12 protein-coding genes are annotated in these 12,765 nt (G+C 51.0%); 6 read left to right on the plus strand and 6 right to left on the minus strand.

The window, feature by feature from the left end; translation table 11 throughout:
* Positions 1–361: 361 nt before the first annotated feature.
* Positions 362–2,068: a hypothetical protein gene (locus AB1L42_RS17840; protein ID WP_367059022.1), complete on the plus strand. Its 1,707-nt coding sequence runs from the start codon at positions 362–364 to the stop codon at positions 2,066–2,068.
* Between the two features lie 55 nt (positions 2,069–2,123).
* Here AB1L42_RS17840 and AB1L42_RS17845 read toward each other — a convergent pair whose 3' ends face one another.
* From AB1L42_RS17845 to AB1L42_RS17870, 6 genes are all read right to left on the minus strand, one after another.
* A complete protein-coding gene (locus AB1L42_RS17845; RefSeq protein ID WP_367059025.1) occupies positions 2,124–2,339 on the minus strand; it encodes a hypothetical protein in 216 nt (71 codons plus the stop codon).
* A gap of 454 nt (positions 2,340–2,793) precedes the next feature.
* On the minus strand, positions 2,794–4,383 hold the full coding sequence (locus tag AB1L42_RS17850) for an FAD-dependent monooxygenase (RefSeq protein ID WP_367059028.1): 1,590 nt from the start codon (positions 4,381–4,383) through the stop codon (positions 2,794–2,796).
* Positions 4,384–4,607: 224 nt separating this feature from the next.
* A complete protein-coding gene (locus AB1L42_RS17855) occupies positions 4,608–5,198 on the minus strand; it encodes a DsrE family protein (RefSeq protein ID WP_367059031.1) in 591 nt (196 codons plus the stop codon).
* A gap of 280 nt (positions 5,199–5,478) precedes the next feature.
* On the minus strand, positions 5,479–6,876 hold the full coding sequence (locus AB1L42_RS17860; RefSeq protein ID WP_367059034.1) for an MBL fold metallo-hydrolase: 1,398 nt from the start codon (positions 6,874–6,876) through the stop codon (positions 5,479–5,481).
* A gap of 405 nt (positions 6,877–7,281) precedes the next feature.
* Complete coding sequence (locus tag AB1L42_RS17865) at positions 7,282–8,211, minus strand: DUF1559 domain-containing protein (RefSeq protein ID WP_367059037.1); 930 nt, start codon at positions 8,209–8,211, stop codon at positions 7,282–7,284.
* A gap of 472 nt (positions 8,212–8,683) precedes the next feature.
* A complete protein-coding gene (locus AB1L42_RS17870; RefSeq protein WP_367059040.1) occupies positions 8,684–8,845 on the minus strand; it encodes a hypothetical protein in 162 nt (53 codons plus the stop codon).
* Between the two features lie 1,076 nt (positions 8,846–9,921).
* On the opposite strand from AB1L42_RS17870, the gene AB1L42_RS17875 reads away from it, so the two are divergent.
* From AB1L42_RS17875 to AB1L42_RS17895, 5 genes are all read left to right on the plus strand, one after another.
* Entirely contained in the window at positions 9,922–10,209 is a 288-nt protein-coding gene (locus tag AB1L42_RS17875) for a hypothetical protein (RefSeq protein ID WP_367059043.1), read from the plus strand.
* Between the two features lie 219 nt (positions 10,210–10,428).
* A complete protein-coding gene (locus AB1L42_RS17880; RefSeq protein ID WP_367059046.1) occupies positions 10,429–10,854 on the plus strand; it encodes a hypothetical protein in 426 nt (141 codons plus the stop codon).
* Positions 10,855–10,941: 87 nt separating this feature from the next.
* On the plus strand, positions 10,942–11,163 hold the full coding sequence (locus AB1L42_RS17885; protein ID WP_367059049.1) for a hypothetical protein: 222 nt from the start codon (positions 10,942–10,944) through the stop codon (positions 11,161–11,163).
* Positions 11,164–11,609: 446 nt separating this feature from the next.
* Positions 11,610–12,152: a hypothetical protein gene (locus AB1L42_RS17890; RefSeq protein ID WP_367059052.1), complete on the plus strand. Its 543-nt coding sequence runs from the start codon at positions 11,610–11,612 to the stop codon at positions 12,150–12,152.
* 148 nt (positions 12,153–12,300) lie between these two features.
* Entirely contained in the window at positions 12,301–12,753 is a 453-nt protein-coding gene (locus AB1L42_RS17895) for a hypothetical protein (protein ID WP_367059055.1), read from the plus strand.
* The last annotated feature ends 12 nt before the right edge of the window (positions 12,754–12,765 follow it).

Genomic DNA, 12,765 nt, shown 5'->3' on the forward strand with positions numbered 1-12,765 from the left:
TCGACGAGTTCTACCGTTGACAGTGCATCGAGTTCGGAGATGCTCCGTCGAATGGCATCTGGGTAATCAAACTCAACAGTCACTCTCAACTCATTCGTGTGACGGACTTACCAGCGTGCAATCGGGGTATACACCGAGTCCATTTGAGTCGCAGTTGATTCGCTCAGGAGGCGTGCTCAACATGGAAATCAGATCGCCCACAAGTCAATAATGTTAATGTGAGACAGATCTGTTCCAGCGTAAACGCTGTTGACCTGCCTGCATCCGGCAGGAAACTGCCTCTTCCCATTGACGCTGCACCAGTACGTTCGCAGATCTCGGCGAATGAATTCAAAACGGCATTTTAAGGGAGCCACAAAGCATGCCCATGCCTAATCCACTGTTTTCGAAGATTTCTGCGATCACTCTTTTCGCACTTGTCCAGGCGACCTGCTTCGCTCAAGAAATCCCGCTCGTTTACGACGTTGAACACGGTGGAGCAGAATTCTCGAATACAGTACTGCCAGACTTCGACAACCTGCCAACGGTCCGACCTCTTCCGGATCCGTTTGCCTGGTCCGATGGAAATGGGCGATCGACAGAATTCCGAGACTGGGCTCGACGTCGGTCTGAGATCAAAGCGGAAATTGAACATTACGAAATCGGACAGAAACCGCCAAAGCCCAGTGAACTGTCAGCGAGTTTCGAGAACGGAACGCTGACCGTTCGGGCAACGGAAGGCAGTGAGTCCCTGACACTGACTGCGAAGGTTCTACTCCCCGAGGGAGACGGTCCGTTTCCTGCCGTCATCGGAATTGGATTTGGAAGTGGCACCGGAAGCCTGCCGGCTGACATCTTCACGAGTCGCAGCATCGCCACGATTTCATTCAACTTCAATCAGGTGATGGCACATCAACAACAGCGAGGGAGTGAGCCCATCAATCGACTTTATCCCGAACTGACACATATCGGAGCTTACAGTGCTTGGCCGTGGGGAATTAGTCGCATTATTGATGGATTAGAACTCGTTGCGGATGAATTGCCGATCGACCGAAAACGGCTCGCCGTGACTGGCTGTTCTTTCGCAGGGAAGATGGCTTTATTTGCAGGAGCGCTCGATGAACGGATTGCACTCACCATTGCTCAGGAATCGGGTGGCGGTGGCGCGGCAGCATGGCGGGTTTCGGAAACTCTCGGCAACGTGGAAACGCTTGGCAGAACCAGTCGACAATGGTTCCTGGAAGACATGTTTCAATTCTCGGCCGCGGTTGAAAGACTTCCGCATGACCATCACGAACTCATGGCGATGGTTGCTCCGCGAGCGCTCTTGATCCTCGGGAACCCTGACTACGAATGGTTGGCCGACGAATCCGGATATGTTTCGTGTCGAGCCGCACATGAAGTGTGGAAGACATTCGGAATCGGAGATCGGTTTGGATTTTCAATCGTTGCAGGTCACCCTCACTGTCAACTTCCTGACAGCCAGCGGCCCGAAGTCGAAGCGTTTGTCGACAAGTTTCTGTTGGGCAAATCAGAGACGAATACAGACGTCACCAAACATCCTTTCGATTCGGTCGAGCACGAGTTTTGGTACGACGGCTGGGCCAAAGGAGAGTCAACTTTTCCGTCGCTGGACGACGAACATACGGAAACCCTGACTCTTGAAGCAGAGTCCTCGAAACATGGGGCTGACTGGAGAATCGTCAGTGATCCAGAAGCATCCGCTAGGAAGTACCTCACGGTCAACCTTGGACTCAATAGTCCGCAAGTACCCCCGCACGGTGACGACGCTGCGATGACAATTTCATTCGAAACAACAGTCGAAGCAAAGTATTACATTCACGCAAGACTCAACTGCCCCTCGCCAGACGACGACTCATTCTGGATCAAAATTGACGACGGAGACTTTCAGGCTGTCAACGGCCTTGGGACGAATGGTTGGGAGTGGGCGAAACTTGCTGCAGCGAAGCTCAATCCCGGGATGCACTCGATTACCATCAAGTATCGAGAGGACGGAGCCTTACTCGATCAGATCGGAGTGACAACGTACCCATTCGGGCTGAACGGAGTTTTTCCGGCCGACAAGTGATTCAGTGTCGAGACGAAGAAATTCTAGGTTGTCCGTAGCTTCCTCAGCCATTTGTTCATCCAGCTGACCAGATGATTCCAGCTGCCCACAAGATTCCGAGCGTGGTTATGATCGCCCCGCTGACTTGGAAGAAGCGATGAACGGACTCGCCCCACAGAATTCGTGAACGTGCGACGAGTAGTCGGTAAACCACAAAGTCACTTTTTAGAGTACCGCAGACCAACATGAACAATCCGATGATTGCCATCAAAGTCCCCCAGAAAACATTCATCGGTTCGTCTCCATCTATAAGTCCCAACGCGATTCTAGATTACCTTTAAACCAGAGCAGATGTAATACTAACCCACCGAGCTGCAAGCAGCGTACGGAACAGGCTGGCCCACTAGGCACCTCGCTTCGAAACCTCGCTCCTGTGTGTCAGACGCAGAATGCCAACTGCGAGCAGAGACAGAAGAAACTTGAATGCTACCAGATGGTGAGGATCCTTGATGAAACGAGCACCGAAGGAGTTGAGTTTTGAGATGGCACCCGCCTGGTGAGCCAACAAGGTCCAGACAACATCTAGTACCGAAATTGCAGCGACGAGGAATAGACAGTAGAAGGTACCACGGCGATCTTCATCGAGCAGCAGTGGCCTGGGTCCAGTCGGCATTGGCTTTGGACAATATGAGAGAAGACGATAGAAAAATACAGCTGCTGAAAAAGCGTGATCAGATGCAAGGCCTTCACTCACCGCTCAGCAATGCCTGATAACGCTTTAGCGATTCAAGGTGGTCATCATCCGCTCTGAGACCGATATGACCATCTGGTCGAATCACCAAGAGCGTGACGTCCTTTACACCAAGAATGTCGGCGCCTGCTGGAGTGATTTGGGCGTCTGCCTGTTGAGGATCGGGCTGAGTCGTGACCAGAAACACTGCTTCGATGATCGAGTAATTCTTTGCTGCATTGATCGCCGCGACGAGTTCAGTTATCGGCCCATGCTTCTCTGGTGACCGTCCAATGACGAAAACGGTGTGGCCAGTCCGCTGAGCGAGTTGATGCAGTCGTTGCTTTCTCCGATCAGGCTGCTTTCCCTCATCAGGCAGTACGATTTTAACTGTGTTCGGAAGACGTTGACCTGCTGCGAGAGTTTCGGCAGATTTCCCGATGACGATTGGTGAGTCGCTGTAGTCGATGTCGAGTTCAGTCTCCGCGATGACTTCATTACGCTGAGCGTTGGGGTCATGGAACATCTCGTTCAGAGATTCATCGCGTTTGATCCGCTCGCTTCTAGAAGCTGGTTTTTGCATCAGCTCCGCTGCGTCTCCAGAAGCGGTAATGGCTTGCGCAACCGGGAGTCTTTCAGCTTCGTAACTTTCTAAGATTTTCGGTGTACATTGACCGTTACAAACATGAGCTAATTTCCAAGCAAGGTTAAACGCGCCCTGCAATCCGGAATTCATCCCGTGCCCTTGAGCAGGCGTACAGACGTGGGCAGCGTCCCCCGCCAGAAAGATTCGACGGGACCGGAATTGCTTGGCCACCTTCGTGTGACACTGAAAGCGGGTGGGATTTGAGACTTCCTCGAAGCTGACGTTCGTCAAATATCTCGACAGAGTTGTTGAAGCATTACCAAGCAAATCGGCGTCTGGTGAATTTGGACGCAGGTAAACACGCCATCGCTGATCCGGAAGTGCAGTCAGGATGACGGGGACTTCATCCAGATAAACAAAGATACCTTCAGAAGAATTCGGCCAGTTGACCACGGTCGCATCAAAGACAGCCCAAGGCTCTTCGATATCGTGGCCGGTTATCTCAATTCCTGCCAGCTCTCGAGTTGTGCTGCGGAATCCATCGCACCCGACGACCCACTGCGCAGAAATTCGTTCGCGTCGGTCATCAAGTTGAATCGTGGCAACGACTTTCTGTTGCTCTTCCTCAAGTTCAACCAGTCGAGCGGACCGAAGCATGCATCCTCCCTGCTGCTGAAGATACCTGGTCAGAATCGACTCCGTCACTTCTTCCGAAATTCCGAGGTTGAACCCGTAGCTGCTATCACACGATGAAAGATCGAGTTCTCCCAAAAACTGGCCAGAAGATGAAATCTGCACGATGCGTTGTTTAACCCCTAGCTGTAAAAACTGGTCGACAATACCCAGCGACTCAAAGACTTCGAGAGAGCGGGGATGAATAACAGTTGCCCGGTCCCAATGCAGTGGTTCCGGATGTGCATCAATGATCAGGCAATTGACTCCACGACGCTGGAGTTCGGCGGTAAGCAACAACCCGGTTGGACCAGCACCGACGACGAGAACCTGCGGATCGAGTGACATGTTCGTTGCACATCAAATAGAACGGGATCGACACACTTGCTTCACAAAGACGCGATGCGTTCGCATCACGTCTTCGAAGCATTGATGAGTGTGAATTCTATCAATCAACGATGACTGGTCGTCAACTCACAGCAGCATTCATCGCATCGTCCGAACTTCCACATCAGATGGCCAGATATGGAAGTGGTCCCCCCAAAGCAGTTCTTTAGCTCTTCAGCTCATTGTTACTTCAACATCGGAAGATAGGCATAGCCATCCTTTTGCAAGTTGACCAAAGCTGTCAGCGCGGAGACTGCGACTTTCGCTTGGTCGCTGACTTCCGATGGTTTGGCTCCCGTCCCGATGAGTGACTGACCGCAAACGAAGACGTCCACTCCAGCATCCTTCAATTGCCGCAGACAAGCTAGACTCGGATTCCCATTTGTTTTGAAGCGAGTTGCGTAGGCAGCGTCGTTCAAGACCGCCAAAGTCGCGTCGCCGTGCAATACGACAGCAATTCTAACATCAGCGGAATTCTTCCCTGCGCCGGCGTAAATGTTCACGAACCGGCACACCTTCTCGATGGCGGAGTTCAACTTGTCTGGATCGCTGCCCTTGGTGATATCGACCACAATTTTGCTGCCCTCGCGCGGCTGATGAGCAGCTTCGGGAAGATTCACGACCTTGCCGAAGTCAGCAATTCTCGGATTGCTGTATTGAAACGATTCTTCCCCCGCTGTTGGACTTGCAGTGGCCGATGACTGCGCATTCGCTTGAGAGTGGATTGCGGAAGCGAGCGCCAAAATCATGAGGGAAGTCACCGTTGTTCGATACATTGATATTCTCATTGATGGTGTGAAATGAAAGAGCCGGTCAACCATACATTCAAGTTCGCAGGAAAACATTCTAACGTCTCGTGAGGACTCGTGAGCCCCAGCTGTGTTTGCGTTCTTCGATGGATTCTGACTGAAGCAAGTTGTCATTCTTTGATAGGTGACTGAACAATTTCGACTGCTCGATCTTCGCGGCATAATTGGCGCCAATGAGAGTTCAACAGTCAATTGTCTTCATCTTCTTGACCATGATCTCCCTGCCGAATCATTCCGACTTTCAAGCTCAGACTTCTTCGACTCCGGAGCCCGTCCAAGCATTCAAGCCTCCGGTCATATTGATCACTTCGATTTGATTCGCTTGAAGGAGACTTGCAGCAATCGCGGATCGACCGCCAGTCTGACATTGAGTAACGATCGGCTTGTCTTTGTCGAGGTCACCGAGATTGTCGGGAAGTCTTCCCAGAAATTGGTGCTCCGCTCCGGCGATGTGACCCGATTTCCACTCTTCGTCGGAACGGACATCGACAAGCGTGACTTCACCCGACTCGATTCGTGGCTTTAGTTCCTGCGGTGTGAGTGATGGATACCTTTCTGTCGCCATCCCCGCGTTCCGAACATCATCAACGTCGAAATAACCTCGCACATCGTCGAGACCAATCTTACGGAGCACGCGAATTGCTTCGGGTAACTGCTCCACATCAGCGATCAACCAAACTGGTTTCGAGTAGTCAACAATCCAGCCCGCCCAGCCTGCGAGCATCGCTGTCGGAATGTTTATACTATGAGGAACATGACCTTCGCCGAACTGCTTCGAAGGCGTGAGGTCAATGACGGTCCCCTCTTCCAGTGCAGTGCTGAGTTCATCGATCGCCAGTAGATCAGAGAGCTTTGCGTCGCCAATAATCTCAGGCCCTTCCTTATTAACTCGCTTCATCACAGCAAAGTACTTAGGAGCCTCTGGCTGATCGGCGAGGATGTACTTCACGAATCGCTCTTCGTCAGTGAACTGCAAAGCTGGGTTGAAGAGCTTTTCGTATCCGACAGTGGACGAAGGAATTGCCCCTAATCCTTTCCCGCAAGCGCTGCCTGCACCGTGTGCTGGCCAGACCTGAAGATAGTCGGGAAGTTGTTTAAACTTCTCCGCTGAATGAAACAAATCTCGTGCCCCAGGCTCAGCTGTATTCACAAGACCAGCTGCCTCTTCGAGCAAATCTGGACGACCGATCGAACCGACGAAGACGAAGTCGCCGGTGAATATACCCATTGGCTGGTCAGCTCCGCCTCCCTGATCCGTGATCATGAAAGAAATACTTTCAGGTGTGTGCCCTGGTGTGTGAAGCACGTCGAACTTGATCTTCCCAATTGTGAATGAGTCCCCATCATTGAGCAGTTGGTGGTCATACTGATCGGCAAATTGATACTTCCATTCTTCCGGACCTTCGTCCGACACGTAGAGCTTTGCACCGACTCGATCGGCCAATTCACGAGCGCCGGAGACATAGTCAGCGTGAATATGCGTCTCTGCGACGGCGATGAGTCGCACACCTTCACGTTCAGCCATTTCGAGATATTGTTCGACGTCGCGACCGGGATCAACAACCACAGCGACCTGGGCGCGTTGACAACCGACCACATAAGAAGCATGAGCCAAAGCGCTGTCGTAAAAGTACTTGAGCAACATCGTCTACTCCCCATCTCTGTTTCGTTGAATGATCCCAGTTGAGTTGACCTGTCACGGAGACTTCTCCCCTGCAAGTCCCTTACGCGCGCTCACTAAATCGAATCGTCACTTCGCAAGGTGACGACATGTTGTTGACAAGAAAAGAGCGAACGCTTACCGAAAATTCCTTCGAAAGGTACACAGAACGCGAATCGTGGCCATCCCGAACTCTGGAAACGGCATGACAATCAATGCCCGTCCGCTTCGAACCTGCACTCTCGCAGCAATCACCAATCTCCTCTTAAATATATCGTCACGTCGCGATATGTCAATCAATCAAATTCGACGAAATCAGGCAACCCAACAAAGAACCGATTGACGAGCCATGATTCACTCGCCAACCGGATAATACTTCGTCGAACTGAATTAGAACTCGCCGACAACTTCACCACCCGACCGAGTGCCGAGTGCGTTGTAGACGTCTGCATCGATGTTCTCGCTAATCGCGCGAACTGTACCATCCCCCATTGCAAACTGACCAATTCCGGTATGCGGTGCAGAAACGCCTTTGTCATCCGTTCCGGGTTGGTTCGGCCGGTACTGCGTTTCAAACAGGACCATATGACCATGATCGTCTGACAGGTCAGCGATTTCACGAACGGCAGCAGACCAGGCCGTCTCAAAAACTTGATGACCTCCGGCAGCCGCACCAGGAAGCGGCCCGTTTGTTCGTTCACCTAAGAACAATGTGTTGGACAACCCATCTGTAACGTCTCGAAACCGTGTCGAACTGTTCCGGTAGAAGACTCCCCGGCTTTGCAAAGGAGTATCGTCAAGGTTCACAGTCTCCGACGATGGCCCCCAGTTGGCCGCATAACTGGCAGATGCGTATTGCTCGATCGGTGTCACTGAATCATCTCTGACAACAAACGCGCCGTCCGAATACGGATCAGACGGACAGAGAAAGACTGACAGATGTTGCTCACGTGGAACCTGCTGAATGACATCAAAAACGGGAGTATCGAAGTCGAACTGCTGATACAGATTGGCCTGCTCCAGTTGTGGGAGAATCATGAGCCCCCAGGCAAATCCCATGTGATTAGCGCTCGAACCGGCGGGATCGAACTTGTGCAGATAGCCGGGTGGAAGGAGTCCATACGTCGACTCGTAGTTGTGCAGAGCGAGAACGAGTTGCTTGAGGTTATTTTTGCAAGCTGACCTTCTGGCTGCTTCACGAGCCTGTTGCACAGCTGGCAGAAGAAGGGCAATTAGAATCGCGATGATGGCGATGACCACCAGCAATTCAATCAATGTAAAGCCACGACGTTTTCGTCGAAAGCGTTGAGCAAATGGCATCAGAATCTCCGGAAAACAAACGCTCTTAGCGGAGCGCAAGAAGTAATGAAGTCACCAGCGTGAAGACAAACAGACCGGAACGGATTGCGTCGCATTGAATGCGCAATCGAAGCGCAGGTTCAAATGCAAGCAATCGCCCGAATCGGCCGTGCAGGTTCCGCTGAAGAATGAAAGTTGAAGTCTGGCAGCGAGAGCTGTCAGCTCACTTTCGGTGGAGGCGTTGCGGGAGCATCCGGCAGTCTCCCGCTAGTGGCATCTGTCTTCGCGAAGTGCCTCTCGGAAGCTTCGTCTGACCGCAGGTGCGAGCGGTCAGGAATCGGAGCATGAATAAGAAACAGAATGCGAAGCAATTGCCCGAAACTCCAGGGAGAGTGGAGTTCCAGAAATTCACCATCAAGAGTGCCCGGCTGGCTTCTTTCGTTCGAGGAGAGTTTTTCAGAGGCTGATCCCACTCCCCAAAAATCTGGAAGCGTTAAGTCAAATCCCAAAAATGAAATGTGGACGTGGCTGCGGTTCCAACGGGGCTGCGGATCAGACTCGTCGCTCTCGACATGAACATGCCTGTGACTGTGAGGATGGTCATGAGAGTGCGAATGGGAATGACTGTGAGCATTGCTGTGAGAGTGTGATTCATCTCCGCCCTCGTGCGCATGGCGCCACCCGGGCGAGACGAACAGAGTCAGAGTCGCGAGCAGGAGCAAACAAATGCTGACCAGAGCTTTGGGAGCTATTTTCCACACAGGGTGGAACCTATCGACTCACGCTGCCGCTCTCAAACAACAAACACATCTTCTGCTCCAAAATTTCGCATCAATTCCCGTGTTCCCAACCTCCACTCCAGAAGCCGCTCACGGTTCCTGGTTACAAGAGACAGTTTTTCGCTGGGCTGCCATCGTAGTTAGGTTCTCGGAAGACGTGTGAAAATCTGGCGAAAATTCGGCAATTGATCTCGTTGATAGGAATCGAACATTGGTTGAAAATGCTGACATTTCCACCACGACCACTCTTGATGCACTGAACAGGCCAAACACGGTGTCTTGTGGGTTCCTAGCTATTACCACCAAAACGCTCTCGTCAGCACAATGCAACTGTCGAGTGATACCGAGTCCGTTACAGATACTTATCTGTTTAACGGCTGGAAAACCTTCATTATCTCAACGGCTCGACCAAAATCCTTTCCAGTCCACCGGCAACGTAGGCTACCACTACGACAAAGACACAGGAAGCCCCTACATCCGAGCCAGAGTCTATAGACCTGCAATCGGAAAATAGTTAAGTGCCGATCCACTTGGGTTCGTTGACCTACGAATGTATATGTTTCGAGTTCCATTCCCATCAGTATAGATCCCAGAGGGTTGATCAACGTTATGATCTTCTGTCACACTAACTGCGGCTGCACTGGGAAGCTCCTGTATGTTGGAAATTATGCCGAAGCGACTAGCTGTCGATCGAGCAATCGTAAAACATCGCAAATAGGCAATGCACGTTTTCCGCTTGGACTTCACAAAGACACGTTCAAGTGCTGCAAAAGGCAAGTCCCTCAAACCACAAACCCTGGGAAGATTCCACCTGGAATCGACCTGCAAGATTCGATCACTTGTGAACTTATGCAAGATTCTGTTCAAGATTGTTTTGGGTTTTGCAATCCTACGAAGAAGCGCAAGGTTCTAAATGACCGATACCCTGCTATGATCAATTCGGTACACTGCTATGATCAATAAAGGAGTCAGCCTAGATCTGATTGAGGATCTTTGCGATCAGATGTGCTCTTGTCAGCATGAAGGTGGAGACCACGGTACACAATTGCGTAAAGGGGACATGCACCCCACACGCAAGTTTTCCAAATTTTCCATTTTAGAGATTGAAGTTTATGGCTGGAGGGAGCTTTGCAGAGGTCGAGAAGTTTTCATGCAGGATGGGTTACTGCAGATTCGCATCTGTTACGGCATCGTCGAGGCGTTGCAGATCTTGGAGATATTTGAAACGCTTTTGCATTGACGTGTCTTGGCAGTCATCATGCATTGGCAATACAGCCTATGTGAACGTCCGTTTACAAGCAAGATGAGGAGAGTCAGTCATCCTGGGTGAAGCGAGGCAGTTGATTCACCAAAGCTGCTCATTGAGTCTTTACATGCAACTCAAAGACTTAGGACAAGGCGAAGAGAGGCCGAGCTGTTTTCAACAAGACAAAGTGATCTCCACTTTTTAGGTTTAGAAATGCAATCTTGTGCGCTAACAGCCTTGGGTCAGGTTGCTCTCGTGTTGTTCACAGCATATTGGTTAACGTTCGATCCCAATGCGATGATTTCACTTGCAATTGGGGTAGACTATGCCGTTTCATTCTTGAGAGAGTCACGTCTTCAACAATGTTTTAAAGAGTTTGGTTGGCACTACCACGGGTTTGTCATTGCCCCTCTGGCAACACAGTTGCTGAAGTGGTGCGTCGTTTTTTTAATCCAGTTTGCTCTTATTGCTCTTCTGGTTCGCAACCTCGCAACGCAACGCTGTAAATCTGTGTTGAACGCTGCGACTTGCTTAATTGTCATACTTATTGGCTTGGCTCACGTTTCTTGGTTGCTCCGAGTAGGAGCACAGTATGTCAACACCATGCTTTTGGATTTCACGCCTTTGGACGCCCAGTGAAACAGCCCTAGTCGTTCGAAGCAATCTGGTCGACATTTCGCCCAGTCCAACTGTGAAATGCAAACTTTCAGTGGAAGCCTAATAAGGGTGATTTGGTATCAATATTGCTTCGCAGATGATCGATCCGGATGGGGGGGGGGGGGGACGACGTACGCCTACGATGCCGACAGTCGGTTGACAACGCTGGCGAATCTCAAGAGCGACAACAGCGTCATCTCGAAGTTCGACTACCAGTACGGCAAGGTGGCAACCGGACTGCCGCAGCCGGGTGACGTACCTCTGCGATGCTACCTATCAGCTGGCCGGTGAGCACCAAACCGGCACAACGCCCTACAGAAACACTTTCATAGGACTTCAATCCAATGTGTCGATTTCCTAGAAATACTGATCATCAATCCGTCTTGCTGCTGTTCCCTTTCTTCCTCCTTGTAGTAGTTCTTTTCGTGTGGATCGTTTTGCCGACCAATGCTTCGAATATCGACCATTTCGTTGATTCATCGGGTAAACAATTTGAACTCATCCATCTTTCAGACACTGCAGATTTAAACCTTCAGGACATGCCGGATCCGTCGGTTGCTCTCACATCCGAAGGTTCCATTGTTGCGGTGAAGATGTCCAACGCATCGGGTGACGTGGTGTCCAGGGCATTGGGCACTTCTTCGATCACTGCCATTTCGATGAGGACGTGTAGAGTGCCACACGATGTTCTTAGTGGTCCCCCTTTCCTGCAACAGCTTACAAGTGTTAACTGTTAAATGACGGACCGAACACTTCTTTCTATCGCGGAGCCAGAAACGCTGATGGCGATTGACTTGGCAAACGAACATCTCCTAACAGCGCGTGCTATCAGCAATATTGTTGATGGACACCACTTGAAGCATCTCGGTCTTTTCGACATTCCATCGCTTGAGGCTGCGCACTTCTCAGTGAGTGCATCATCCACTAATCAGCTTGTCTCATTGTATTTGGTAGGAGACACCATCGATGACGTGGTGCTTCATCAATTGGCAACAGGAGGCAAACTCCGAGTGCTTTTTGTTGACAATACAGATATTTCTGACGGGGCAGTCGCTGATGCACTGCGATCGAACCCCGAGCTGGCTGAACTTGTGATTTCCAACTGTCCAGTTTCAGTAGACACTTTGGTAAAGGTCAAAAAGTTGAACGCCTTGCGGCTTCTGAACGTGTCTCACATTTCTGCCGATTCAGTACAGATTAAAGGATTGCGATCAGACCTTTTGCTGCATTTTCCCGAAGCGCAGATAACTCTCTCTTCTGCTATGGATCAGAACGAGTAGACCCACCATATTGCAAAATCGATCGTCGTGGCGAGGAAGAGATTGAATACTGTAGTGCTCAGCATTTTAGCAAGTAAGATCCGCTGTGTGGGCCGGATAATGGTATGTCGATAGCGGTTGTCGCATCTGATGTAAGATGAATTTGATCATGGCATCCAAGAAGACAGTCAGCTACGAATGTAATGTTCCGGGGAATCGGACGTTGATAGTGAATCCGGATGGGGGGGGGCGGACGACGTACGCCTACGACTCCGCCGGTCGTCGCACTGTCAAGAAGCTTGCGAACGGAACCCGTGCCTCGTTCACTTACGATGCCGCCAGTCGGTTGACAACGCTGGCGAATCTCAAGAGCGACAACAGCGTCATCTCGAAGTTCGACTACCAGTACGACAAGGCAGGCAACCGGACTGCCGCCGCCGAGAACGATGGCAGCCGGGTGACGTACCTGTACGATGCCACCTATCAGCTGACCGGTGAGCACCGAACCGGCACAACTGTCAATCCGTTCACCTGGACTGGAGAGATTGGCTACTACTTCGTTTTGTGCACGAAAAACATTTACATCCGGGCGAGAACGTACCGACCAGCGACTGGTAGGTGATTGAATGTTGAC

The sequence above is a fragment of the Thalassoglobus sp. JC818 genome (assembly GCF_040717535.1).
Classification (GTDB): Bacteria; Planctomycetota; Planctomycetia; order Planctomycetales; family Planctomycetaceae; genus Thalassoglobus.

Excerpts from the sequence above, each read along its gene's own strand:
- AB1L42_RS17860 (WP_367059034.1), bottom strand. The coding sequence starts at position 6,876 with ATGTTGCTCAAGTACTTTTACGACAGCGCTTTGGCTCATGCTTCTTAT.
- AB1L42_RS17845 (WP_367059025.1), bottom strand. The coding sequence starts at position 2,339 with ATGAATGTTTTCTGGGGGACTTTGATGGCAATCATCGGATTGTTCATG.
- AB1L42_RS17890 (WP_367059052.1), top strand. The coding sequence starts at position 11,610 with ATGACGGACCGAACACTTCTTTCTATCGCGGAGCCAGAAACGCTGATG.
- AB1L42_RS17895 (WP_367059055.1), top strand. The coding sequence starts at position 12,301 with ATGGCATCCAAGAAGACAGTCAGCTACGAATGTAATGTTCCGGGGAAT.
- AB1L42_RS17850 (WP_367059028.1), bottom strand. The coding sequence starts at position 4,383 with ATGTCACTCGATCCGCAGGTTCTCGTCGTCGGTGCTGGTCCAACCGGG.
- AB1L42_RS17870 (WP_367059040.1), bottom strand. The coding sequence starts at position 8,845 with ATGAATCACACTCTCACAGCAATGCTCACAGTCATTCCCATTCGCACT.
- AB1L42_RS17840 (WP_367059022.1), top strand. The coding sequence starts at position 362 with ATGCCCATGCCTAATCCACTGTTTTCGAAGATTTCTGCGATCACTCTT.
- AB1L42_RS17865 (WP_367059037.1), bottom strand. The coding sequence starts at position 8,211 with ATGCCATTTGCTCAACGCTTTCGACGAAAACGTCGTGGCTTTACATTG.
- AB1L42_RS17875 (WP_367059043.1), top strand. The coding sequence starts at position 9,922 with ATGATCAATAAAGGAGTCAGCCTAGATCTGATTGAGGATCTTTGCGAT.
- AB1L42_RS17855 (WP_367059031.1), bottom strand. The coding sequence starts at position 5,198 with ATGTATCGAACAACGGTGACTTCCCTCATGATTTTGGCGCTCGCTTCC.
- AB1L42_RS17880 (WP_367059046.1), top strand. The coding sequence starts at position 10,429 with ATGCAATCTTGTGCGCTAACAGCCTTGGGTCAGGTTGCTCTCGTGTTG.